This is a genomic window from Pedobacter montanisoli, assembly GCF_022809115.1.
In the GTDB taxonomy this organism is placed as follows: domain Bacteria; phylum Bacteroidota; class Bacteroidia; order Sphingobacteriales; family Sphingobacteriaceae; genus Pedobacter; species Pedobacter montanisoli.
Window position 1 is genome coordinate 153,881 of sequence record NZ_JALGBH010000001.1, and the last position, 25,604, is coordinate 179,484.

General features: G+C 37.1%; 24 protein-coding genes. 13 read left to right on the plus strand and 11 right to left on the minus strand.

Features of this window, described 5'->3' with window-relative positions; translation table 11 throughout:
* The first annotated feature begins 15 nt into the window (after positions 1-15).
* Positions 16-327, plus strand: a complete 312-nt coding sequence (locus tag MMF97_RS00695) for a hypothetical protein (protein WP_243357567.1) — start codon at positions 16-18, stop codon at positions 325-327.
* 67 nt (positions 328-394) lie between these two features.
* On the opposite strand, the gene serS is transcribed toward MMF97_RS00695, so the two are convergent.
* Positions 395-1,666: a serine--tRNA ligase gene (serS, locus tag MMF97_RS00700; protein WP_243357568.1), complete on the minus strand. Its 1,272-nt coding sequence runs from the start codon at positions 1,664-1,666 to the stop codon at positions 395-397.
* Positions 1,667-1,784: 118 nt separating this feature from the next.
* On the opposite strand from serS, the gene rsmI reads away from it, so the two are divergent.
* The 4 genes from rsmI to lspA are packed head-to-tail and all read left to right on the plus strand — an operon-like array spanning position 1,785 to position 5,348.
* Positions 1,785-2,504 carry a 16S rRNA (cytidine(1402)-2'-O)-methyltransferase gene (gene rsmI, locus MMF97_RS00705; protein WP_243357569.1) on the plus strand — a complete coding sequence of 240 codons (720 nt, stop codon included), beginning with the start codon at positions 1,785-1,787 and terminating at the stop codon, positions 2,502-2,504.
* 1 nt (position 2,505) lies between these two features.
* Positions 2,506-3,147, plus strand: a complete 642-nt coding sequence (locus MMF97_RS00710; RefSeq protein WP_243357570.1) for a PH domain-containing protein — start codon at positions 2,506-2,508, stop codon at positions 3,145-3,147.
* Positions 3,148-3,204: 57 nt separating this feature from the next.
* Complete coding sequence (lnt, locus tag MMF97_RS00715) at positions 3,205-4,842, plus strand: apolipoprotein N-acyltransferase (protein WP_243357572.1); 1,638 nt, start codon at positions 3,205-3,207, stop codon at positions 4,840-4,842.
* On the plus strand, positions 4,839-5,348 hold the full coding sequence (lspA, locus tag MMF97_RS00720; protein ID WP_243357575.1) for a signal peptidase II: 510 nt from the start codon (positions 4,839-4,841) through the stop codon (positions 5,346-5,348). Before lnt ends, lspA begins: the two co-directional genes overlap by 4 nt.
* Here lspA and MMF97_RS00725 read toward each other — a convergent pair.
* The gene (locus tag MMF97_RS00725; RefSeq protein ID WP_243357577.1) at positions 5,345-5,926 is read right to left on the minus strand and encodes a DUF4136 domain-containing protein; all 582 of its coding nucleotides are present in this window, start codon (positions 5,924-5,926) and stop codon (positions 5,345-5,347) included. The genes lspA and MMF97_RS00725 overlap by 4 nt on opposite strands.
* A gap of 186 nt (positions 5,927-6,112) precedes the next feature.
* Between MMF97_RS00725 and MMF97_RS00730 the strand changes: the two genes are divergently transcribed.
* Together MMF97_RS00730 and MMF97_RS00735 are read left to right on the plus strand one after the other, a co-directional pair.
* Positions 6,113-6,472 carry a DUF883 family protein gene (locus MMF97_RS00730; RefSeq protein WP_243357579.1) on the plus strand — a complete coding sequence of 120 codons (360 nt, stop codon included), beginning with the start codon at positions 6,113-6,115 and terminating at the stop codon, positions 6,470-6,472.
* Positions 6,473-6,735: 263 nt separating this feature from the next.
* Positions 6,736-8,829: a tetratricopeptide repeat-containing sensor histidine kinase gene (locus MMF97_RS00735; protein ID WP_243357581.1), complete on the plus strand. Its 2,094-nt coding sequence runs from the start codon at positions 6,736-6,738 to the stop codon at positions 8,827-8,829.
* A 2-nt stretch (positions 8,830-8,831) separates the two neighbouring features.
* On the opposite strand, the gene MMF97_RS00740 is transcribed toward MMF97_RS00735, so the two are convergent.
* The 3 genes from MMF97_RS00740 to MMF97_RS00750 form a co-directional block, all read right to left on the minus strand.
* A complete protein-coding gene (locus MMF97_RS00740) occupies positions 8,832-10,619 on the minus strand; it encodes a response regulator (protein ID WP_243357583.1) in 1,788 nt (595 codons plus the stop codon).
* A gap of 98 nt (positions 10,620-10,717) precedes the next feature.
* Positions 10,718-12,358, minus strand: coding sequence for an NAD+ synthase (locus MMF97_RS00745; protein ID WP_243357585.1), 1,641 nt, complete (start codon positions 12,356-12,358; stop codon positions 10,718-10,720).
* 18 nt (positions 12,359-12,376) lie between these two features.
* Positions 12,377-13,030 (minus strand): porin family protein, encoded by a 654-nt coding sequence (locus tag MMF97_RS00750; RefSeq protein WP_243357587.1) that lies wholly within the window; start codon positions 13,028-13,030, stop codon positions 12,377-12,379.
* Between the two features lie 24 nt (positions 13,031-13,054).
* Between MMF97_RS00750 and gldB the strand changes: the two genes are divergently transcribed.
* Both gldB and MMF97_RS00760 read left to right on the plus strand, forming a co-directional pair.
* Positions 13,055-14,089, plus strand: a complete 1,035-nt coding sequence (gene gldB, locus MMF97_RS00755) for a gliding motility lipoprotein GldB (RefSeq protein WP_243357589.1) — start codon at positions 13,055-13,057, stop codon at positions 14,087-14,089.
* 28 nt (positions 14,090-14,117) lie between these two features.
* Entirely contained in the window at positions 14,118-14,900 is a 783-nt protein-coding gene (locus tag MMF97_RS00760) for a patatin-like phospholipase family protein (protein ID WP_243357591.1), read from the plus strand.
* Here the strand turns inward: MMF97_RS00760 and MMF97_RS00765 are convergent.
* Both MMF97_RS00765 and gcvT read right to left on the minus strand, forming a co-directional pair.
* Positions 14,897-15,607 (minus strand): 2-phosphosulfolactate phosphatase, encoded by a 711-nt coding sequence (locus MMF97_RS00765; protein ID WP_243357593.1) that lies wholly within the window; start codon positions 15,605-15,607, stop codon positions 14,897-14,899. The two genes, MMF97_RS00760 and MMF97_RS00765, sit on opposite strands and share 4 nt — an antisense overlap.
* A 79-nt stretch (positions 15,608-15,686) precedes the next feature.
* The gene (gene gcvT, locus MMF97_RS00770) at positions 15,687-16,766 is read right to left on the minus strand and encodes a glycine cleavage system aminomethyltransferase GcvT (RefSeq protein WP_243357595.1); all 1,080 of its coding nucleotides are present in this window, start codon (positions 16,764-16,766) and stop codon (positions 15,687-15,689) included.
* A 251-nt stretch (positions 16,767-17,017) separates the two neighbouring features.
* Between gcvT and MMF97_RS00775 the strand changes: the two genes are divergently transcribed.
* Both MMF97_RS00775 and MMF97_RS00780 read left to right on the plus strand, forming a co-directional pair.
* Complete coding sequence (locus tag MMF97_RS00775; RefSeq protein WP_243357597.1) at positions 17,018-17,635, plus strand: sugar O-acetyltransferase; 618 nt, start codon at positions 17,018-17,020, stop codon at positions 17,633-17,635.
* A 16-nt stretch (positions 17,636-17,651) separates the two neighbouring features.
* Positions 17,652-18,446, plus strand: coding sequence for a DUF3050 domain-containing protein (locus MMF97_RS00780; RefSeq protein WP_243357599.1), 795 nt, complete (start codon positions 17,652-17,654; stop codon positions 18,444-18,446).
* On the opposite strand, the gene MMF97_RS00785 is transcribed toward MMF97_RS00780, so the two are convergent.
* Positions 18,443-18,865: a YybH family protein gene (locus tag MMF97_RS00785; protein ID WP_243357601.1), complete on the minus strand. Its 423-nt coding sequence runs from the start codon at positions 18,863-18,865 to the stop codon at positions 18,443-18,445. The genes MMF97_RS00780 and MMF97_RS00785 overlap by 4 nt on opposite strands.
* 129 nt (positions 18,866-18,994) lie before the next feature.
* Between MMF97_RS00785 and MMF97_RS00790 the strand changes: the two genes are divergently transcribed.
* The gene (locus tag MMF97_RS00790; RefSeq protein WP_243357603.1) at positions 18,995-20,242 is read left to right on the plus strand and encodes a metallophosphoesterase; all 1,248 of its coding nucleotides are present in this window, start codon (positions 18,995-18,997) and stop codon (positions 20,240-20,242) included.
* 28 nt (positions 20,243-20,270) lie between these two features.
* A complete protein-coding gene (locus MMF97_RS00795; RefSeq protein ID WP_243357604.1) occupies positions 20,271-21,167 on the plus strand; it encodes a UbiA prenyltransferase family protein in 897 nt (298 codons plus the stop codon).
* Here the strand turns inward: MMF97_RS00795 and MMF97_RS00800 are convergent.
* Genes MMF97_RS00800 through MMF97_RS00810 form a run of 3 tightly spaced genes read right to left on the minus strand, consistent with a single transcriptional unit; the run spans position 21,164 to position 25,464 of the window.
* Complete coding sequence (locus tag MMF97_RS00800) at positions 21,164-21,853, minus strand: response regulator transcription factor (RefSeq protein WP_243357606.1); 690 nt, start codon at positions 21,851-21,853, stop codon at positions 21,164-21,166. The two genes, MMF97_RS00795 and MMF97_RS00800, sit on opposite strands and share 4 nt — an antisense overlap.
* 40 nt (positions 21,854-21,893) lie before the next feature.
* The gene (locus tag MMF97_RS00805; RefSeq protein WP_243357608.1) at positions 21,894-23,564 is read right to left on the minus strand and encodes a sensor histidine kinase; all 1,671 of its coding nucleotides are present in this window, start codon (positions 23,562-23,564) and stop codon (positions 21,894-21,896) included.
* A gap of 13 nt (positions 23,565-23,577) precedes the next feature.
* Complete coding sequence (locus tag MMF97_RS00810) at positions 23,578-25,464, minus strand: S9 family peptidase (protein WP_243357610.1); 1,887 nt, start codon at positions 25,462-25,464, stop codon at positions 23,578-23,580.
* Between the last annotated feature and the right edge of the window lie 140 nt (positions 25,465-25,604).

The window sequence follows — 25,604 nt, forward strand, 5'->3', positions numbered from 1 at the left end:
AATCAGGAAGTAAGTATGAAAAAGTTAATTTATTCTTTGATCTTAATGATGACCTTGTCATTAACGGTAAACACAGTTTTTGCCAGCGATAAACCTAAAGTCAATACAGAGCTCAGTACTGAGCAAAAAGCTGAGTTGGAAAGAATCACATCCCGAGTAGCTGAAATTAAAGCAATGGATAAATCCAATTTAAGCAAAGATGAAAGAAAAGCGTTGCGCAAAGAGTTGAAAGAAATGAAAAAGAAAGCTGCCGCAATGAGTGGAGGTGTTTATCTTTCTGTGGGTGCCATTATCATCATTATATTATTATTGATTCTTATTTTATAAGAAAGCAGAAAATAAAAAAAGCCGGAAATCCGGCTTTTTTTATTTATAAGAAATGATTGATTAGTCTTTAATCGATCCTATCAAATCCTGTATATTTAACCAATGCTTCAGGTATTTTGATACCATCCTCCGTTTGGTAATTTTCTAAAATTGAAGCCACGATACGTGGAAGGGCCAAAGCACTTCCGTTTAAAGTATGTGCCAATTGCGTTTTACCTTCTTTACCTTTAAAGCGAAGTTTTAAACGGTTGCTCTGGTAAGTCTCAAAGTTTGAAACCGAAGACACCTCTAACCAGCGTTGCTGCGCTGCGCTCCATACTTCCATATCGTAAGTCATGGCCGATGTAAAGCCCATATCACCGCCACATAAACGTAAAACACGGTAATGTAAACCGAGTTCCTGTAATAGAGATTGTACATAGTTACTCATGTCTTCCAAAGTATCATAAGATTTCTCAGGATGTGTAATCTGCACAAGCTCAACTTTATCAAACTGGTGCAAACGATTTAAGCCACGTACATGCGATCCGTAAGAACCCGCTTCACGTCTAAAACATGGCGTATAACCTGTATTTTTAATCGGAAGGTCTTCTTCTTTTAAAATAACATCACGGTACAAATTGGTTACCGGAACTTCTGCCGTAGGTATCAGATATAAATCATCAACACCTACATGATACATCTGCCCTTCTTTATCTGGCAATTGACCTGTACCAAAACCAGAAGCTGCATTTACCAAGTGAGGCACTTGCATTTCCCTGTATCCGGCAGCAATGGCTTTATCTAAAAAGAAATTGATTAACGCTCTTTGTAAACGTGCGCCCTTTCCTTTATACACCGGAAAACCTGCTCCCGTAATTTTTGTTCCCAATTCAAAATCGATGATATCATATTTGGCGGCAAGCTCCCAATGCGGTAAAGCATTTGCAGGAAGCTCAGAAGGTGCTCCGTGTGTTAACACCACTTCATTATCATCTGCAGATGTGCCGGCCTTAACCAAATGATAAGGTAAGTTTGGCAACTGCACAATTAAATTATGCTGCTGCTCTTCTAATGCATTTAGCTTTTCTGTAAGCTCTTTGATCTTATCTTTATTGGTACTGGTTTGTTGCTTAATCGCTTCAGCTTCTTCCTTTTTGCCATTTCGCATCAACTCTCCTATCTGCTTAGCGGCCGCATTGGCCTCGGCGGACAGGTTATCCAACGAATTCTGAGTTTGGCGACGCTCCTCATCTACTGAAATGATCTGGTCTACCAACTCAAGTTGTTTGAAATTACGAACGCTTAATCGTTCTAAAACTTTCTCTCTGTTTTCGCGGATATAGTTAACTTGCAACATTATTTATTAATTTTTTACAAAGATAAAATTGATTTACAATTATACGACTGACGATTATAGATTTCATCATATTAACTTGATAACTTTGCCCGTCGCTTTATAGTTCAAAATCCAAAATATGAAAACAACCGGTAAGCTTTATCTTGTCCCCACCCCCATTGGCAATTTGGAGGATATGACTTTTAGGGCCATTAATGTGCTAAAAGAGGTTGATCTTATTTTAGCAGAAGATACCCGCACCAGTGCTCCTTTGCTTAAACATTTTGGTATCGACAAAAAAGTTTACGCGCATCATCAGCATAACGAGCATAAAGCCAGTACTGAAATTATTAAGTTTTTAGAGCAAGGACAACAAATTGCTTTGATCTCTGATGCAGGAACGCCAGCTATATCAGACCCGGGCTTTTTTCTGGTTAGAGAAGCTTTAAAGCACGATATAGAGGTATGCTGCCTGCCTGGAGCAACGGCATTTGTGCCCGCTTTGGTCAATTCGGGCCTCCCGAGCGATCAGTTTGTTTTTGAAGGCTTTCTTCCGGTAAAAAAAGGCCGCCAAACAAGACTGAAAAAATTAGCTGAAGAAGAGCGTACCATGATCTTTTATGAAAGTCCGCACAGGTTATTGAAAACGCTCGCTGAATTTGCTGAGTTTTTCGGAGCTGAAAGACAAATTTCGGTAAGCAGAGAGTTGAGTAAATTGTACGAAGAGAATGTACGTGGCACTGTTTTAGATGTAAAATCACATTTTGAAAACAATATTTTAAAGGGAGAATTCGTAATTTGTGTTACAGGAGCGCCCGAAACTCCAAAAGTTAAAGAGAAATTCTATAAAGAAAAATAAAATGATAAACGTAGATAGGTTTTTAGCCGACGAGCAGGATCCAAAGGCTGTAGAAAAAGTAATTGGTAAATTAAATGATTTATTAACCAGCGGTGAAGAGATTTTGTACCTGGCTGTACAAAAAAAACCTGCAGTTAACCTTTTGCCAGATTGCATAGCCATTACCAATAAACGTATTTTTTACTGCGAGCCCGGCAATTTGGGCTTAACCATGAATTTTAAAGATATCTCATGGAAAAATATCAAAGAAGTATCTTTTAAAGAAGGTTTACTGGGTTCTAAATTTATTTGCGTACCTACATCTGGCGAAAATATCGTTACAGAATATATTCCAAAAGTACAGGCACGTAAACTGCACCAAGCTGCCAATGAGCAATTGGAGCAGTACAAAGAAATGCTTCGTCAGCAAAAGCTGGAAGAAAACCGTGCATCTGCTACTTCATTTAGCATGCCTGCTTCGCAAAACATTATCGATATTCCTGTTGAAGAAGCTATCGTAATTCCTGAAACAAGTAGTGCGGCACCCGAAACAGAAGACGATGCTACGCTTAAATTAAGAAAGTTAAAAACACTTTACGATAAGCAACTCATTACCTTAGAAGAATATGAAAACAAAAAGGCTGCTATTTTAGACAGCTTGTAATCCATTCTTCTATCCATATTGATAACTGAATATACGTAAAACAGGATTAACATATTAATGAGCTTCAAAGAAAACTATTTACCAGCCCTGCTCAGTGCTTTTTTAATGTGGCTGGCCTGGCCTCCACATCCTTATTTAGCCCCTTTATTGTTAGTTGGATTATTGCCGCTTTTTATTGCATTGCATAAGATCATTACAACGAGCAATAGCAAAACAGGTAAAAAAGTATTTTTAACCGCCGGTTTAACTTTTTTAGTTTGGAATACAGCTTCAATTTATTGGGTTTTTAATGCGATCAATGCTGTAAATAAAGGCTTTACCGGAACCATGGTTTCTTTCTTGGTTTCACTCATTCCTTATGGACTAGGCGCTTTTTTAATGACTTCTGCTTTTTGGCTGGCCTATCGGCTGTATAGATATACCAATTGGACCATAGCTGCCATTGGCTTAGTGTCCTTTTATATGTGTATGGAGTTTTTACATCAGAGCTGGGACCTTGCTTTTCCGTGGATGACCTTGGGCAATGGTTTTGCAACTATGCACCAGTTGGCGCAATGGTATGAATTTACAGGTGTATATGGCGGTTCTTTATGGATATTGTTAAGCAACATCCTGGTTTTTGCCGCTTATCGTCAAATTAAAAACAGTCAAAAATTCTCATTGAGCATTACTTGGCTGGCAGTGGTTTTGGTGCCTATGGGTTTATCGCTCTATATATACAAGAGCTATAAAGAGAAATCTGTACCGGTAAATGTAGTGGTGGTTCAGCCCAACATAGACCCTTATGAAAAGTATGGAACGGTATCGGCCGGAGATCAGTTACGCATTTTAACCCATCTTTCGGATTCTGTTGGCCAAGTAAATACCGAATATTTTATATGGCCGGAAACCGCCATACCAGATTATGCAGATGAAGACCGCATACGTACAAACAGCGATTTTTTGTTTATTCAGGATTTCCTTAAAAAGTATAAAAACGGTACGGTAATTACAGGTATTGAAAGCGTAAAGTTTTATAACGATAAGAAAACGCTCTCGGCCAAAGTAAATCCTAACGGTGGTTTTTACGATAATTACAATGCCGCTATGCAGGTAGAAAATTCTGCCACCGTAGATTTCTACCATAAATCTAAACTGGTTCCAGGTGTAGAAAAAATGCCTTTTCCTAAAGTATTTGCTTTTTTAGGTCCGGTATTTGAAAAATTGGGCGGAAGCGTTTCGGGCTGGGGATGGCAAGAAGAACCCGGCGTATTTTACAGTTATAGCGGTATTGGCGTTGCGCCCGTAATCTGTTATGAAACTTTATGGGGCAATTGGATTGGAGATGCCGTAAAAAATGGCGCACAGTTTATTGCCATTATTACCAACGATGGCTGGTGGGGCAATACCAGCGGCAAAGATCAGCATTTTCAATATGCAAAATTACGGGCCATAGAAACCCGCAGGTATGTAGCCCGTTCAGCCAACACCGGAATATCGGGTTTTATTAACCAACGTGGCGATGTGCTTAAACAAAGCACCTGGTGGACCAGAGCCGCATTGAAAGAAGATATTAACCTGAACGATAATCTTACTTTCTACGTAAAAAATGGCGACCTTATTGCTAAACTTTCAGTTATCTTAACTTTTGCCTTAGCATTGGTTATCATTTACTTTAGGTGGATAAAAAAACCTAGATTTGCGCATAAATCATGAAAGCCCATAAACCTTTAACTCTACTTACGCTGATCTTTTTGCTCTGCTTAAATCTGGGCTGTGATCAGGTATCTAAAATAGTAGTACGCAAAAACATAGATACCTATCAGCAAATCGTGTTGATCAAAGACAGGTTTATACTTACCAAAGTTGAAAATACAGGTGCCTTTTTAAGTGCTGGAAGTAATCTACCTGATTTTGTACGAACCATTTTATTAACCATACTACCTATTGCCGTGCTTTTGTATGGCCTGTATTTTCTGTTCTCTCAAAAGAAATTGTCAAGATTAATGCAGATTGGCCTATGCTTTTTAATAGGTGGTGGTATAGGTAACGTGTTCGATAGGATTATTTACGGTTCGGTTACAGATTTTATGCATATGGATTTTGTGCTCTTTAGAACGGGAATCTTTAATATGGCCGATGTTTCTATTATGACAGGCATAGGGTTGCTGCTTTTAGAAGCCCTGTTAAAGCCCAAGGCAACAACCCCTGCTCAAGTCTAATTCAATTTTTTAAAGATATTGCTGATCACATCCGGAATATCATTAATGGCTTTTTGAGGATCATTCACTTCGCCTTCTGCCCAGCCACGCCAGATCAGTTTAGAAGTTTTCCTGTCTATAATATCTATTACAATGCTACCTTCTTTAACCTGCATTTTTTGTGCTCTGGTACCTACATAAACAGGAAGCGGATCTATATATGTATAATAATAACGTGGTCTGCCCTGGTAATAAGTTATACGCGGTAATATTCTGGCAGGCGGGTTATAATAAACCGGTTCATACATGGTTTTAGTTTCTTTATTAACCGTAACCGTATATTTGATCAGCAGGTCTGGCTTATCATGATCTAAAACAAAGCCTCGTTTATCTAATTCGGCACTGGCAGCCTGTACAATTTTATCTGTTGCAATATCATTGTTATATACAGATGTTGTCTTGCTCTGTGTTTCGGGTATCCAGGCGTAAGTTTTATAGTTTGTATTATTTACGGCATGATTTGAAAGCGAATAATATTCATAGCTTGAGCAGGAAGCCAGTCCGACAGCCAAACCCAAAAATAGCAATAACCTTTTCATGATTTTATACATTTTAACTATTAAACCTATTAACTTTCAAAAAGTTTAAATAAAATCTTCAGATTAAAAAATCTTCATAAAGCATTCATTTTTAAGCTATTCCTCAAACAACTGAAAATTCACAAACAACTTTACCCAGGTTGATGTTGTTTCATTATAAGACATTAGAATTAAGGAGAAAGTATTATGGAAAATCAAAATCAAGAACCACAAAAAGGTTTTATGGACAATCTTAAAAACAAATTTGAACAGGTTAAAGACCAGGTTCAGGATAAATGGGAAGATGTAAAAGATAAGACTGCAGATCTGGCCGATCAGGCTAAAGATAAATTAGAAGAGCTTAAAGATAAAGCTGAAGACAAATGGGATGAAATCAAAGACAGGTCTCAGCATCTTACTGACCAAGCCAAAGATAAAATGGAAGATATGCAAGACAGAGCTGATGATAAGGTTACTGAACTTAAAGATAAAGCCAATTTAGAAATGGCCAAGGCTAAAGTAGAATACAACGAAATTAAAAAAGATGTAAAGGATAATCTGCGTTAAAAACATCTAGCTTAAGCATAAAAAGGTAGCTGAAAGCCTAAAAATGTTTATGCAAGAAAGGGACTCGGTAAATGTGTCTTTAATTCTTGTGTAAATACAGAGCTTTCAGGTACCTTTTTTAATTGATGCTATTTACAGAACCAAAAAACTTAAGCCATTTAACATTCTTAAAGATTGTATATTTATATTTACTTATTCCCGCCTTAAGTTAATTGATAAAAGTTTGATACTTTTGGGAATATTTATAATATACCTTTACATTATTGAAAAAGTATAGATTTACCTGTTTAGAAGGTGTTTTAACTCATTTTTCATCTAAAAGCTTTGTATTAAGTTTAGCTAAATTATTTTTTCTTTTTAACATCTGCATCAGTTTTTTGAGTTGCGATTCTCAAGACAGCAATGACGATAATCATACTCCTGCTTCAGTATCAGAAGTAATGAAAAGAGTGGACAGCGTTTATATGTCTGGAGACTTAAGCCGGGTAAATCATATTCTCGATTCGCTAAAGCCTCATTTCGCTTCTTCAGACATCGATAATCTGACCCAATATTATATTTATAAAACCAACATCGCGCTTTCAACCAAAAAAAATACAGTTAATCTCTATACAGACAGCCTGTTAAGCATTTTTCAGCAGCCCCGTATGCAGGAAAAATATAAAACGCAATTTATCAAGGCGCTCATGCTCAAAGGTGATATTCTTATTTTAAATAAGCAGTATGATACGGCTCTTGAATTCTATTTCAAAACCAAATCATTGGCTGATAAAGAAAAAGATCCTTTTAATTACAGCGATTTTATTTCTAAAATGTCCCAAATCTATTATACGCAGGGCAAATTTGCGTTATCTGCAAAGTATCAGAAAGAGGCTTATGAAACGGTATTAAATGCTAAGGATCTTACACCATCTACTCGCTTTTATATTATACAAGGTTGTTTGAATAATACAGGTTTTTCTTATGAGCAGGCCCAGATGTTAGACAGTGCGCTCTTTTTCTATCAAAAGAACATTAAGTACATAGAAGAAGAGGGAAAAACTGGCTCTATTGGCGAACAGCAATATAACAACTCTAAAATTGTAGCACTCGATAATTTAGGCGGCTTATACCTCAAAAAAGGAAATTATCCTTTAGCTGTAAAATACCTTGAGCAATGCGTAAATATTAACAATGGCTCTCTAAAACCGGTTAAAATAACAGCTTTCTTAAAACTGGCCAAGACTTATACCCGAACTGGGAACATTGGCAAGGCCGATTCCATTCTTAATGTAGCTTATAAAATCATTAATTCAGATTCCGCAAATCTTTCTGCCAATAAAGTTAAATTTTACCAGGCCAAAAGTGAAATTTTATTGGTACAAAAGAAATACAAAGAAGCGGTTGAGAACCTACAGAACTACAAACTGGCTTCTGATACGCTTAACCGCATCAACAATGCAGTGCACAAAGTAGATGTAGCTCAAAAATTTCAATTTCTGCAAAATCAGGAATACCTAAAATATTTAGAAAAAACCAACGAAAGCAAGAGCCTTTACTTAGTAGGTGCGCTCATGTTTGTTTGTATGCTCATTCCTATCATTGTATTGTCGCTAACCAATGCCAAGCAAGCAAAAAGGGCTCAAAATGCGGCCACAGCACACAGCAAAGCACTTGAGGAAACGATGAAAAACCTGGAGCAGCGCAACAAGGATTATGCTAAAATGATGAAAGTTATGGCGCACGACCTGAAAAACCCGATTGGGGGTATTGTAGGTGTTGCCAGACTTTTATTGGAAGAAGATCACTTTTCTGAAGAAGACAAAGAAATGTTGGGCTTAATTGCCAGCTCGGGCGAAAATTCTATTGAAATGATGAACCAGCTCTTAAATTCGGGTCTGGCTATAGAGAACGAGGTTACTGTTAAAGAAGATACAGATCTGAACCAGTTACTGCATCAATGTTGTGAGCTACTGCAATACAAAGCCGATGAGAAACAGCAAAAAATTAAGTTTACAAGCTCTGGCCCGGTTTCTATTTTAGCGGGCAAAGAGAAGATCTGGCGTGTGTTCAATAACCTTATCGTAAATGCCATCAAATTCAGTCCATTTCAAACTGTAATCAATGTGGTATTAGAGCGCTTAAACAACAGTGTACGTATAGCTGTAATAGATCAAGGAATTGGCGTACCAGAAAAGAACAAGCAAAAGATATTTGAGATGTTTACTGATGCCAAGCGTTTAGGTACAGCGGGCGAACAACCTTTTGGCATAGGGTTATCTATCAGTAAACAGATTATTGAAAGTCACGGTGGCAAAATATGGCTTGAAGACAATCCTAAAGGTGGAACCATCTTTTACGTAGAGTTTCCTTTATAGCCTTATTCTTGTATAAATTTCTGTAAAGCCGTAAACAGATCCTGTGGGTGAAAAGGTTTTGACAAATAACCGTTCATACCTACACTCAATACTTCTTCTATTACCTGGTTACTTACTGTAGCTGTAAGTGCAATGATTGGCACATTGGCTTTTATCGGGTCGGTAAGCGCTCTGATCAGTTGCGTAGCTTCATAACCTCCCATTTCGGGCATATGCAAATCCATCAGAATAACATCGTAATGGTTTCTGCCAAGCATATCTAATGCAATCTTACCATTTTCGGCCACATCGGGCTCTATGCCATGCTTATTTAAGGTTTTCCTCATCACCAGTATATTAATGGCATTATCTTCTACCACCAATATCTTTAATGCCGAAAGATCATTTTTAGATAAACCTTGCTGTAAGCCATTATTGTTATCGTCTAAAGCCATAGTCTCAAATGGAAATGTTATGTTAAAACTAAATGTAGTACCCTTACCTAAATTACTTTTGAGCTGTATGGATGTATCATAAAGATCCAGTACTTTCTTTACAATGGATAATCCTAAGCCCGTACCGCCGTAATTTCTGTTGATACTGGCCGAAGCTTGTGCAAAGGCCTCAAAAACACTTTTCTGGCGGCTTTCTTCTATACCAATACCGGTATCTTCTATAATAAAACCTACTTTTACCTGATTATTGCTCTGCTCTAAGTTAACACAACTTAGCTTTACGAAGCCTTTTTCCGTAAATTTTATGGCATTGTTCAAAAGATTGAGCAAGACCTGGGTTAAACGGGTAGGGTCTCCATACAGGCGTTTATTCTTTAAATCTTCTGCTATTTCCAGTTTAAAGTCTAGCTGTTTTTCTAAAGCTTTTATTTTAATACTTGCATAAATATTCTCGACCAGCCAGGCTAAATTAAAGGGTGTATTTTCCAGTTCCACCTTTTCTGAATCCAACTTGTTAAAATCAAGGATGTCGTTAACCAGCGTTAAAAGATTTTCTGCAGAGAATTTCAGAATTGAAAGGGTTTCTTCTTGATCTTTACGGGGATCCTGTGATAATAAAGCATTGGTTAAACCAATTACGCCGTTTAAAGGCGTTCTCAGCTCATGCGACATGGTTGAAAGAAAATTCATCCTTGCGTTAGCAAGCTGCTCTACTTCTGTGAGGGTTCGGTTCAGTTTTTTATTGGCCGCATTCAATTCATTTTTTGTATCGTTCAGTTTAACGAAATTTCGCTTAAACGATTTAAAGAAAAAGTAATGCAGAAAAATAATCAGGAAAAAATCAAAGGTAATTACAAATATATGTACCGGCCGGGTAACTGCCTGAGGCATGCTGCTCAAAAAGAAATAACTCTTATTGGTAAATGCTCCATCTATCAATACGGGTATGATATTAACAATTGCATAGAACCAGCCCCATCTAGATCCTAGCATGTAAAAACCCAATGCCGACGCCAGCCAAATGTATTGCAGGGTTGCCACATTAACGCCATGTACAAATATCATGAGGTTACCCCATACGCCTAAAATCGTAAGTAGAATTAAAATTGTATGTGTTACCGGTTTCCAGATATTGGCAAAATATATTGCCACCAAAAGTAGAATGGCAGAACAGAATATAATGCTTGCCCTGGTTAGCTGTAGATTCTGATGATTATAAGCATAGGCAAAAATTAGGCAGAGCGAAAAGAATGTATAAGCGATGATCAGGTAAAAGAGCATAAGAATACGTGCCTGATTGATTGGATCGGTCTCTCGTGCAACAATTCTTGCTATGTAATTTTGCGCCAAACTCATGTAATGAACTACATCTTAACGACACAAAAATAGCATAAATAAACTTCTTAAAGGGGTAAAAAACCTTGTGTAACTGATTGGTTGCTTTGGTTTGAACTTTAATCCATATACCTGCCTACTATAGGCATACGCCTGCCCATACCAAAAGCTTTGCTCGAAACTCTTAAAATAGGTGGTGTTTGGTAGCGTTTAAACTCTGCAACATTTACCATTTTTAAGATACGCTTTACTAAGGTTTCATCAAAACCTTGCGCTATAATAGCTTTGGCGCCTTGCTTTTTCTCAATATGCTGAAATAAGATACGATCTAAGATACCATAGTCTGGCAAAGAATCAGAATCTTTCTGGTTAGGCCTTAATTCTGCCGAAGGAGGTTTTACAATGGTATTTACGGGAATGATCTCTCTTTCTGCATTGATAAATCTGGCCAGTTCAAAAACCTGCGTTTTATACACATCGCCCAATACGCTCATGGCACCGCACATATCGCCGTACAAAGTACCATAACCTACCGCGCACTCGCTTTTATTGGAGGTATTTAATAAGATATAACCAAATTTATTAGACATGGCCATTACCACTATTCCTCTGCATCTGGCCTGAATGTTTTCTTCTGTAACGTTAAAAGCTAAGCCCTCAAAAGGTTTGGCCAGCATCTGGTCAAAAGCTTCAGTTGCGGCTTTAATTTCAATGATCTCATGCTTACAGCCTATGTTATTTACAAGATCAAGTGCGTCTTTAACCGAATGGTCGCTCGAATATTTAGAAGGCATGAGCACAGCCATTACATTTTCTGCGCCCAAAGCTTCGCAAGCCAGCGCACAAACTACAGCCGAATCTATTCCTCCAGACAAACCTAAAACCGCTTTGCTAAAACCAGATTTTTGAAAGTAATCTTTGATTCCCAAGACCAAGGCATCGTGTATCTGTTTAATATCGCTGTCTCTGGCTGGAGCCGGATATTTATTTTTTACATTTTCAACCTCTCCCACTTCAAAAACCTGCAGGTCTTCTTCAAAATATTTCATCTCTGCCTTGAGTTCGCCTTCCTGATCAAAAACCAGAGATCCGCCATCAAAGATAAGCTCTGTTTGTGCCCCTACCTGGTTCACATAAAAAAGTGGCAGTTTATATTTTTTGGCATTGTCTGAAAGTACTTTGATGCGGTCTTCATCATGGTGGTAATCAAAAGGAGATGCCGCAATGTTGATCATTAGATCGGGTTGTTGTAAAATCAACTCGTCCATTGGGCATGAGATGTACATGGGGTTATCATTGATGTTCCATAGATCCTCGCAAATGGTTAAAGCTATTTTCTGCCCTTTAAACTCCACACAGTTAAACTGCGCATTTGGTTCAAAATACCTGTACTCGTCAAACACATCATAAGTGGGCAACAGGGTTTTCTTTACCACCTGTTTAATTGCCCCATCAGCAATGAAATAAGCCGCATTAAACAAATCTTTTCCTGCTAAAACTTCGTTCTTTACAGGCAACCCGATAATGCAGGCTATATCTTTACAATGTGCAGCAATTTCTAAAGCACTTCTCTCACAAAGTGCTATAAAGTCTTCAAATTCCAGAAAATCGCGTGGCGGATAACCGCATACAGCAAGTTCAGCAAAAACCACCAAATCAGCTCCTTTCCCTTTAGAAAGGTAAATATGGTCGATTATCTTTTTTGTATTCAGCTCAAAATTACCAATGTGGTAATTGATCTGCGCCAACGCTATTTTCATATGTAAGATGCTAAAAGATTAAAAGAATACGCCAATGTTAAGCGCTACGTAATGGTTACGTACACTGCCGTTGTCTCCTTTTGCTATATTGGTTAAACCGTTGTTATAGGTTAAGCCACCTGTAAGGCTGGTTTTACCATCAATTTTATATTCGGCACCACCGCCAATGATCATACCTGCTCTGTAAAAACGTGTCTGTTTATCTGCTTTGGCATCATCGGCCAGTACTGTATTGTTAGAAGATACATCTTGCTTGGCTCTTATGGCAAAATCATTAGATAAACCAAATTGTCCGTACCATTTTAAACCTTTCAGCTCGTCTGTTTTCAGTTTAAGTGAGAGAGGTACTTCTATATATTGCATTTTGTATTTTACATTGTATTCTTTAGAACCGCTACTGCTAACTGACGCATAATAAGGCTGAAAATTTAGAATTTTAGCAGCACCATTGATACTGGTTACGGTTAAACCTGTAGCAAAGCAGTAATTTTCTGCAAATTCAAAATCGCCCATTAAACCATAAGAGAAGCCTACAGTTAATCCATCACCTTTACCATTTTCTGCTTTTAAGAAACCAAAATTTGGATGCGCGGTTAAACCTAACCTAAATGATTGCGCATAAGTTGCAACAGAAGCGATTGTCAGTAGAAATGCAAATACTATTTTTTTCATGTGAGTTGTTTTTATCTTTGTTTTATGATAATAAAAAAGTCTATTAACTGGCAAAGTTATTTATTTTTTCTTTGTGCTATCGTTTTTTTTTCATGCAAAAACAACAAAAAGCCCGATGTAAACAACATACAATTAGCTATTAAGGTAGAAAGGTTTGACCGCGACCTCTATGCTGGGAAAGAGAAAGATATCTTAGCGACCAATGCTTTTTTAGAAAAAAAATATGGCTCTTTTTATGATGATTTTATTCACCAGATGGTAGGCAATTCATCGTACACCGGCCCGACAGTACTTGAAAGCTTGTATAAAAATAAAGCTTATACAGATCTTACACAGGAGGTTGACAGCGTATTTCCGAACCTGAATAAAGTTAATGAGGAACTTACCCAAACTTTCAAATACATAAAATATTATTATCCTAAAGCAGAAATTCCACGTTTCATTGCTTTTGTTTCGGGCTTTGCTTATCAAACCCCTATTGGCGATAATTATTTAGGTATTGGTCTAGATATGTTTTTGGGTAAAGACAGTAAATTCTACGGGGCATTGATAGAAAGCCTTCCGCAGTACCTTACCAGAAAATTTACACCTGATTATATTGTGCCCCGGGTTAGCGAATATTATGTACGCGAAAACCTGATCAAAGAACAGGATCAGGACAGGTCTCTCCTCTCTAAAATGATCTATAATGGCAAAATCTTATATTTTATGGAACAGGTTCTGCCCGAAACTACTCCAGATAGTGTTAAAATTGGATATACCACGCAACAATTAGCTTGGTGTAAAACCTTTGAACCCGAAGTTTGGGCCTATTTTATGGAAAACAACCTGTTGTATAATACCGATTACAGTAAGATCCAAGTTTATCTGAGCGATGGTCCATTTACACCGGGCATTGGAGAAAAACGTGAATCTGCACCTAAATTAGGGGTATGGATTGGATGGCAGATCGTAAAACAATACATGAAACAACATCCGGATGTAACGTTGAACCAGTTAATGGCCGAAAAAGATGCGCAAAAAATACTGAGCGATTCTAAGTATAAACCTAAAGGCTAACATTGATAACCTGATAAAATTACTGAACATGAAAATAGGAATTGTACTAAGTGGCGGAGGTGTAAGAGGCATTGCGCATTTGGGTGTTTTAAAAGCCTTTGACGATGCGGGAATTAAATTTACACATGTATGTGGAACCAGTGCAGGTTCTATTGCCGGAGCTTTCTATTGTGCCGGTATTGATCCTGAAGAAGGGCTAAATATTTTTCTCAGAACGCGATTGCTTAAATTTGTAAGACCGGCTTTAGGTTCTTTAGGTCTGATTAGTATTGAACACACCAAAACCATATTTGAACAATATATCCCTTACCAAAACATAGAGGATCTACCTGTAGAATTAACTATTTGTGCAACCAATTTTAGTGAGGGGCACATCAGCTATTTTACCGAAGGGCCATTAACACCAGCTGTATTAGCATCAAGCTGTATTCCAGGTATTTTTAAACCCATCATGATCAACGATGAAATGTATGTTGATGGTGGTGTATTGAACAATTTCCCGATAGAACCTTTACTAAACAACTGCGATTATATCATCGGTTCTTCGTGCAACCATTTAAATAGAGCTGAAGAAATACACAGCATTTCAAAGCTGATGCAGAGAGCCGGACTTATGTCTATTAACCACGACATGGAACGTAAGGCTAAATTATGCAACTTGCTTATAGAGCCTAAAGGCTTGGGCGATATCAGTACTTTTGATACCAAAAAAGCTGAAACCATTTATTGGCTTGCCTTTGACAGTACTTTACGGGCTATGAAAGAAAGTGAAAGTTTACAGGAATTGCTAAGTGAATTGAGAAAGCATTAAGTTAAACGAACCAGTTTTTCGTTTCTCAGTACGGGTATAGCTGTGCACAGATCGGGTTTTAGGCAAAACTGCACATCCTCTTCGATATTTAATTTAATTAACCTGTGACTATGTGAAGATTTTCTAAGATAGCCACGCAAATCTGTTTTGGCCTGCTCATACATATCTAAAGCAGCCACGCCTGCATCATCAGCCAAGGCAAAACCATCTGTAAGCTGAGCTACCACTGCTCCGGCAAACAAAGTATCTTCTAGGTTAAAATTATCTTTCCATCCGGCACACAATAATAAAACATCTTTATTTTGCTGTTTCAAATAATTGCATACTGCCGTTATGTTCAAGAAAGAACCTACAATTACTTCATATGCTCGTTCTTGTGCCATACGCATGGCTTTTGTACCATTGGTTGTGGTCAATACAATCGTTTGGTTTTCTACCTTTTCTTTTGTGTAGGAGAAAGGCGAGTTACCAAAATCAAAACCTGTTACCACTTCACCATTTCGCTCTGCGGCCAACAGATAACCTAAATCTCTATAGGTTTCACAGTCTTCTACATCCATTACCGGGATAATAGCGGTAGCGCCGTTCTCAAAACCATACGTAATAGAAGATGTTGCTCTTAAGATATCGATTACCACAACAATACTGTTTTCTATATCATAAAGATGTAGTAATGCAGGGGTTAAACAAACTTCTATTTTAGGCATATATGATAATTATGATTAAAAGGGTGCCTGAATAAGTTCATGCAAAGAGCACAGAAATTAGGCACCCTTTTATAAATTCTTATTTGTAAAAAGGGAATTTAACAACTTTGGCTTTTACCTTGTTGTTTCTGATATCAATATAGATTTCAGTACCTTCTTTGGCAAATTCTTTAGCTACATAAGCTATTCCTATCGCTTTTTGTAAAGATGGAGATTGCGTACCAGAGGTTACTTTACCAATCGCATTACCTTCTGCATCTACCACAATATAATCATGACGAGGAATACCTCTATCGATCATTTCAAAGCCGATCAACTTACGGCTAACGCCTGCTTCTTTCTGTGCTTGTAGAGCTTCAGAATTGGTAAAGGGCTTCGTAAATTTGGTAATCCATCCTAAACCTGCTTCTATCGGTGATGTGGTATCATCTATATCATTGCCGTATAAGCAGAAACCCATTTCTAAGCGAAGTGTATCACGAGCACCAAGGCCAATAGGTTTTATGCCATATTCTGCTCCTGCTTCAAAAATTGCATCCCAAATTTTGTCTGCATACTGATTTTCAAAATAAATCTCAAATCCTCCTGCTCCTGTATAGCCTGTTGCCGATACCAATACATTATCTACTCCTGCAAAAGTACCTTTCTTAAAGGTATAGTATTCCATAGAAGCAAGATCCATATCTGTAAGGCTCTGCAAAGCATCTGCAGCTTTAGGGCCTTGAATGGCCAATAATGAGGTTTGATCAGATATGTTATGCATCTCAACATTATTGGTGTTGAATTTTTGGATCCAGTTCCAATCTTTTTCAATGTTCGAAGCATTTACAACCAACATATAGGTTTTATCATCCAGTTTGTAAACCAACAAATCGTCAACAATGCCGCCTGTTTCATTTGGCAAGCATGAATATTGGATTTTGCCGTCATATAACTTAGAAGCATCGTTACTGGTAACACGTTGTATTAAATCTAATGCATTTTCACCTTTTAAAATGAATTCGCCCATGTGGCTCACATCAAAAACGCCTACGGCATTTCTAACGGTTGCATGTTCAACGTTAATCCCTTCGTACTGTACAGGCATATTGTAACCTGCAAACGGAACCATCTTGGCTCCTAACTGTATATGCTTTTCTGTTAATGCGGTTTGTTTCATACTAATAATAAAATACTTGGTGGGCAAAAGTAGTAAGAAAAAGCCAATTAATTAACCCTTTTATGATGTTCGGTACTTGAATAGGATTAATGTTTAAAAAAGCTGTATAGACTTATCCCTACAGCATCATATAATAGCTTTACAGGATTTCCCGTTCTGTAACATTCCCGTTAAAGCAATAATATCGTAAAAACATAGCTCTTGTAGATTGACATCAGCTTTATTTTGCTAAAATTGCCTCAAAATTCTACATGGAAACACCTCCTTTAACCGAAAAAGAGAAAATGATAGCTGGGCTGCCCTACCATCCCTTTGATAAGCAATTATCTGCCGACAGGTTAAAAGCCCGCGAACTGATTTATGAATTTAACCGCCTGCCACCAAAAAGCTTTAAACAACGTAAATCTATTATTAAACAGTTGTTTGGACATACCGAGACCATGTTCTATGTAGAGCCGCCGTTTAATTGCGATTATGGATATAATATTTCCATCGGCCAAAATTTCTACGCCAATTTTAACCTCACTATTTTAGATTGTGCTCCCGTAAACATTGGTGATAATGTTTTTATTGCACCTAATGTAAGTTTATTTACCGCTGGCCACCCCATGCACCATCACCTGCGCAATCAACAAGTAGAATGGGCACAACCTATTACTATTGGCCACAATGTATGGATCTGTGGTAATGTATGTATCAATCCGGGCGTAACTATTGGTTCTGGCAGCGTTATTGGAACAGGCAGCATAGTTACAAAAGATATCCCCGAAAATGTATTTGCCGCAGGTAACCCCTGCCGGGTAATCAGAACGATAACAGATGAGGAAAAAGATTTTTATTATAAACAACAGGCAATACCTAGTTTTTAATCCTTATTTAACATAAATGAATATACAGATAGAAAAGATCAATCAGCTAACTGCTGATCTAAAATCGCAGATTGTAAACCATGAAATCTATAAAGAGATCAATAGCTTAGATAAACTTAAAATTTTTATGGAGCATCATGTTTTTGCCGTTTGGGATTTTATGTCTTTACTTAAAGCTTTACAGATTAATTTAACATGTACTTCTTTACCCTGGTTTCCAGTGGGCAAAGCCAAAACCAGACAATTGATCAATGAAATTGTAGCTGGAGAAGAATCTGATTTAGATGAGAAAGGCAAAGTAAAAAGCCATTTCGAGCTTTATATAGAAGCCATGGAACAGGCAGGAGCCAATACTCAGCCCATATTAAGTTTCATAGAAGCTCTAAAGGATGGCAAATCTTTTGCTGAAGCTTATACAATTGCTGATGTACCTGCTGCCGCGCAGAAATTTGTAAATGCGACATTTAACATTATTCATCAGAACAAAATCCACAATATAGCTGCCGCTTTCACTTTCGGACGTGAAGATCTTATACCTAACATGTTCTACAGTATGGTTAATGATTTAAACTCAGACAATCATAACCAAGTTGCCATTTTTAAATATTACTTAGATCGGCATATAGAGGTTGACGGGGATCATCATAGTCATCTGGCTTTAGAAATGACTTCTGAATTATGTGCTGCTAATGAAGCTTACTGGAAGGAGGCATTAACCGCTGTCCAAAATGCCCTGCAAGAAAGGATAAATCTTTGGGATGCGGCCTTATGCGAAATCAAGAAAATACAGGTACAGGTATCTTTTGATTAAGAAGAGTGATCTACAACAACTTTCCAAAGACCATCTATCTTCTTAAGAATAAGTGTAAAATAACCTTTAGGTTCATCTTTTTCGCGTTGCAGATGCCAACTTCCTAATACAAAGGCCTTGTCTTTGGCTAAAAATTCAACCTTTTTAATGCCGAAAGTTAAAACGCCCATGGCTGCCTTATCAGGGTAGCCTTTTTTATAATTATCCAGTGTTTTTTGCCAGCCATATGTTGGTCCATTTTTCCCTACAAACAGCAGGCTATCGCTTTTCCAATAACCTTGCATATATTTTTCTACATCGCCTTTATTCCATGCCAAACGCTGTTGTTCAAGCACATTTAATATAGCTTCTTTATCTTTCGGGCTTTGGGCACTAACTTTAAGGGTGATCAAAAGCAAAACAACAAGGATCTTATTCATATCTAAAACTTTATTTTATATAGGCTGTTAAAAAATTATGCAACAATATGACAGAGTATCTTACTAAAATAAGTTACTTTAAGTTTATTTTCGGTTTTTATTTTTAAATCTGCTATCAATTTAATTGAAATGGGGCGTACCGGACTGCTTACTATACTTTGTTTTTTCGTTATACTTTTAGATTTTTATTGCTATAAAGCCATATTAGCTGTTTTTAAAAGCTGGACACAAAAAACGATCACTTATTTTTCAAGAACTTACTGGATCATAAACGGAGCGCTGATTATAGGCGTATTCTGTGCTATTTATCTTAATTTGTTCCTTACTTTCAGAGCAGTTATTTTGGTTGCTTTTTTCCTGATTACGGTTGGTAAGCTTTTCATGCTACCCTTTCTCCTTATTGACGACCTGAGAAGGCTTGTAATCAAGCTAAAAGGCCGTAAAGAAAAAGTGCTTGAACCTAGCGAACCCATTCCAGGCGATCCAATCAGTCGGTCAAAATTTCTGGTAAATGCAGGCTTGGTGGTAGGTGCCGTACCTTTAACATCTTTAAGCTGGGGCATTATATCCGGTGCTTATGATTATAAAATAAAACATGTAAAACTGGTTCTCCCCAATCTGCCCAAAGCTTTTGACGGCATTAAATTAGGACAAATTTCAGATATACACTCGGGCAGTTTTTACAATAAAACGGCCGTAAAAGGTGGTGTTGAATTGCTTTTAGCTCAAAAACCTGATTTTATATTCTTTACAGGTGATTTGGTGAACAACGTTACCAGCGAAATGAAAGATTACCAAGACATCTTTACCAAAGTGAAAGCACCACTTGGTGTATATTCGGTATTGGGCAATCACGATTATGGCGAGTACTATTTTGGTAAAGAAAGCTCTGCTGCCAAGACCAAAAATTTAAACGATCTGATAGCTACTCATAAAATTATGGGCTGGGATTTACTGATGAACCAAAACAGACGTCTAAAAGTTGATGGCGAAGAAATCGGTATTTTAGGGATTGAGAACTGGGGAATGGGTCGTTTTCCTAAATATGGGAGGATGGACCTTGCTACGCAGAACACCGATGATTTACCGGTTAAATTACTTTTATCTCATGACCCTTCGCATTGGCGTGGACAAGTGCTTCCAAAATATCCACAAATCGATGCCATGTTTAGTGGGCATACCCACGGTATGCAGTTTGGCGTTCGCTTAAAACATTTACAATGGAGCCCAATTCAGTATATTTACAAAGAATGGGCAGGCTTATACCGCAGCCAGCAACAGCAATTGTACGTAAATGTGGGTTATGGCTTTTTGGGCTATCCCGGCCGGGTAGGTATTTTGCCTGAGATCACCATATTTGAATTAAAACGAAGTTAGGGGGATAGATTAAACCAATTAAAAAGATATGTTTAAAAGATTAGGCATTCAATTTCTCGATCTTCTTCTTTTCAGCAATCTTTTTATTGCCCTTTGTGCTGCTGCACAGGCATTGGTTACTTATCACCTGCTAAAACTTGAATCCAATCCCTACATTGTTGGTTTTGTTTTTTGCTCTACTCTGCTCATTTATAATTTAAGCATGGTATTGTCTAAGCCTAAACATCCTGAGCAATCTCCTTTTAGAAGGGTACGGTGGATTTTTGGGCATTATAAGTTTATTGTCTTTATTACCATTTTATCTTTTGTATGCTTAATTCCTTTAGGTCTTTTTTATTTAGGCATCAAAAGTAAGTTGTTAATGGCTTTTTTAGGGGGACTTTCTCTGGCTTACAACCTACCTTTAATTAAATTAAAAAACAAAAAAATAGGGTTGCGTAATTTACCGGGAATCAAGTTGTTTCTGATTGCTTTGGTATGGTCTTTTAGTTGCGTGTTATTGCCCATTACAGAAGCAGAGAGCAGTAATCCTAATATTCACATTTCGTGGATCACTACAACTTTATTGGTGGTTAAAAGGTTCCTGTTTGTTTGTGCGATAACCATTCCTTTTGATATCAGGGACTTGTTTCAGGATAAAATTTACGAGCTTAAAACCATACCCGTAATTTTAGGTGAAAAAAAAGCCTGGATCTTTTGCCAGGCTCTTTTGATATTGTATATCGTGCTGCTGTTTTTCTTCAGCAATAAATTTGATCTTGATACGATAGGTTTGTCTTTAACTGTGATATTAACGGGTTGGTTAATCTTCAAATCAAACTTTAAGCGTAACGAATATTATTATTTCCTGTTTTTAGATGGCACTTTACTGTTGCAGTATATCATGCTGTCGTTTACAAGTTATATAGGTTCTGTTTTCGTTTAATGTCCGTTAAATTTATAGCCTACACCTCTTACAGTTTGCAATAACTGTGGATTATCGGGATTAATTTCTATTTTTTTACGTAATCTCACAATGTGCATATCTAAGGTACGGGTATTTACATCTGAATTGTAACCCCATACTTCCTGCATCAGATCATCTCTGCTAATTACTTTACCCGGATTACGCAGAAAATAAAGTAAGATTCTATTTTCTAAAATGGTTAATTCGATCTTTTTACCATCTCTGATCAAGGTATGGATATTAGGATGGTGTTCCATATTACTGAACTTATGGATCTCAGACCTGTCTGTATTCAGCAAAAATTTCACCTTACTATCTAACATAGCTACCAATACATCCATGTTAAAAGGCTTGGTTACGTAGTCTGAAGCCCCAAAATTATACGCATCGATCTTATCTACATCCTGTGCTTTGGCGGTAAGCATGATCACCAGACCTTCAAAACCTGCTTTTCTGGCTTCTTCACAAACTACTGATCCTTCTTTACCGGGCAACATCCAATCCAGCAATACGATATCTGGTTTATCTGTATTTATCATTTCCAATCCCTTGTTACCTTCGTTAGCTTCACTAACTCTATAGCCTTCACTTTTTAAACGCTGGCCAACCAGGAATCTTAAATTGTCATCATCTTCTACAACTAATATTTTAATTTCTTTAGACATTTTGTGTGTTTTTAGGTCTCAAAAATAATTCTGATGGTGTTTATGCTTTGTATGGTAAAACAATTTTAAATTCTGTTCCTTTATCCAATTCGCTTTTCACAAAAATTTCTCCTTCCATAAAGTTAACAAGTTCTTTACAGAAAGCCAAACCAAGGCCTACACTGCCATTCTGGTTGTACTGATTTTGCAATCTGTAAAATTTCTTAAAAATGTTCTTGATTTCGGCAGCCGGAATACCTATTCCCTGATCTTTAAAGCGTAAAACTACATGTTCTTTAACCAAAGAAGCTGTAATGTGTAATTTTTTACGATTTACAGGTGAATATTTATAGGCATTTTCAATCAAATTATCAAACAGGCTGGCCAAGAGTACAGGATCAGAAATAAAGGTTTTTAAACCATTAACACTGTACGTTAGCTCAAAATCGGGGTTTTTAAGGGTATGTACATCTATGGTACTCTCAATAAAATCAACAATGTGGATTTCTTCTTCTTTAAGCTTAATAACCTTGTTTTCTATCTGGGTAAAAGCCAGAAGTTTATTCATTAATCCGTTTAATTTTTCGGCCTCATCATCTAGTATCTTACCATACAGTTTCTGGTCTTTTTCTGAGATGAAAGCTGCACTTTTAATGTTATTTCCTGCTATTTTGATTACGCTTACCGGAGTTTTAAATTCATGGGTAAGGTTGGTCAAAAAATCATATTGCAACTTATACATCTTACGGTTAATGTTAAGGTTACGGAAAATTAAAAACGCAACCAGCATAAGCACCCCGTAAAATAAAATAATAATCAACGCTATAGGCAAGAAGTAACTAAAGATCTCTTTCTTGATAAATGCCTTTGATGACATGAAGAACAGTTTATAATCAGAGAACGGACCTCCCAGGTTTATTTCTCCGGTAACATATTCAGAATCGGCATCTAAGGGATCATAGGTAACAGGAACGATTTTTACCGACTGATAAAGATTATTTCTGTTGTTCTTAATTGCAATCTTTAACGGATCAAGCTCAAAAGAAAACATATCCTGCTGGTATATAGGCTCTGATTCGAGTTTTTGCCTTACCATTTTCTTATAAACCTTCAGATCTTCAAAAGCAGGTATGTTCAGGTAATCTATCCGGTTGGGTTTTATATTGGTAAAATTGGCAAATAGTTGTTCTTGCGTAGGTATTTTAGTGGTATCTAATTTTTGAATAAAAGTATAGAGCTTTAGTGCCAGTTCGTTAAAGTTTTCGAGTACCCCCGTATTTGTTAAGGCATTTTTACCGAATAAACGTATGGCATGTTTGGCTGGCTTAGGATTAAATAAATAAGCGTTTTTCATACCCACCGAAAAATCACCTACGTTTAAGCCATTATCTTCAAACCTGAAATTTCTAACTTCGGTATCATAAAAAACCACTCTTTTTACAAAGGGATATTTAAGCAAAATGGTATCAACCAGCTTGGTTGCGGCAGCAGAATCAAGAAATCCATTGTAATAAGAGATCTCAGGGAGTTTATTCAGAAAGAAATCGTTGTACGGCCTGATACTTTCTTCGAGCACATTGGCTTTTGCAGATACAAAATCGCTCTCTATCTTCTTTTTGGTAAAATTAAAAGCCAAAAATAGCGATAGGATAAAGATAACAGAGATAAGTACTATAAAAGTAAGTATCAATGAAAAGTTCTTTCTATATCCGTTATCTTTCTCTGAAACCATCTATTGCAGAAAACTATCTTTTACCCAAATTACTTTCTAAAAATTTCTCTAAAGCGGTGTATGCTTTCTGTCTTTCGGCTTCGCGGTTGGGCGAGCTTATGCCATCGTCTCTGTCCATATAAGTAACTGGTACATTGTTCTTTTTCAGCTCTTTTATAAACTGTATGGCATCATTAGAATTTACACGTGGATCTTTAGAGTTTAAGGTAATAAAAACCGGAATTTTTAATTTATCTGCATGAAATACAGGCGAAACCTGGCGCATATTATCCGCATCTTCAACCGGATTACCTATTACTTCATAATACATCTGCAGGCTAGACTGGTAAAAAGGCGGTATGCTTTTAAGATAGCTGAACAGATTTAGCACCCCCTTGTTTGCGCCTACACATTTAAACATATCCGGATTTTCTATGGCAGCATTCAGCGCAATATAGCCTCCAAAACCTGTTCCGTAAATGGCAATGCGTTTAGGGTCGCCAATCTGCTTCTGGATAATCCATTTAACCCCGTCTTCTATATCGTTTTTTATTTTATGTCCCCATTGCTTAAATCCCGCAGCATAAAATTCTTTTCCGTAGCCTTTTGATCCTCTGTAATTGATCTGCAATACTGCATAGCCTCTGTTGGCTAAAAACTGTACATCTGCATTGTATTCCCAAACATCGCGAAGACCGGGGCCATTATGTGGCAAGACCACAACTGGAACCTTTTTGTTTTTACTGTTTTTAGGCAGGGTAAGGTATCCTGAGATCATCAGACTATCACGTGTTAAGAAGCTGATCGGTTTGGTTTCACACATATACTCAGAGTCTATGGCCGAGTTGACATCGCTTAGTTTCTTTAAATTATTGGTATTGGAGTTATAAAGGAAATAAGATCCCGGGTTACGATCTGTGAAAGATCTTACCACAAAGTTTTGCTCATTCTTGTCGCGGTGAATAATTCTGAACTCATTTTTAGGTAACAGACTGCCTATTTTCTTATATAATTCTTCAGATGATTTATTGAGGTAAAAATTGCTTTTTTTCCAGGTTTCATACACTACAAAATCTACCATCTTACGGTGCTTTGAATATTGCGCATCAACTACATTAAGACTGTCGTTTGCAAACAGCACATTAATTTCTTTTCCTGTTGAACAATCCAATTCTATCAGTGCGTTTTTATCGCGGTTTACATTAGAAATGGCATAAACCACATTAGGTTTACTTTCTGAAAAGGCCACAGGCCAGATCTTGGTCTTAAAGTTATTGGTTACGATTTTCTTGAAAGGTTCAGCTTCATTATTGCGATACCACAAAGACTCATCAACGCCATCGGTTGATACCGCCATTTTTAACCGGCCTTTTGAATCGCTTAACCAATTGGTAAAATTACCAGGGTTTTGAGCCGCCATTTCTATTTTACCATCTCTCACATTAAGCCTGTAAACATCAAAAACTGTAGAATCACGTTTATTGCTCGAAATAAGAATGAATTTATCATCAATCAGCTGATCATCAATAATTCTCATTCGGGTATTTTCATTAGAAAAAAGCTCTTTCTCCTGTTTTCCGTTCTTGTTTACAATAAATAAGTTAGATAAAAACCGTTTATCGTTCTTCTCCTTATAATAGATCAGTTCATCATCACTTACCCAATTGTAAAACGTTATCTTCTTTTCTTTTAGATGGGTTAATTGTGTGATTTCTCCTGTTTCAAGGTCTTCAACTACAAGGTTCTGTGTATTATCCTGTAGTTTTAGGTAAGAAAGGAACTTACCATTAGGCGATAAGCGGTAAATTGAGCGGTCCTGGCTCTTAAAAAAATCATTTACGGGTATAACTACATTTTTATCACCCCAGTTACAGGCAGATAAAACTATTGCAATCCATATCAAAACTATTCCTCTTCTCATAAGTAGTTATCAAAATACAAAAATAATTATATGCACGAGCGCTTTATGCTATAACCTAAGATTGTTACATTTTGTAAAGACGCATATATTCAATTGTAGCGATATTTAGGTTGAAAAAAAATACATCATCGTAACATTTA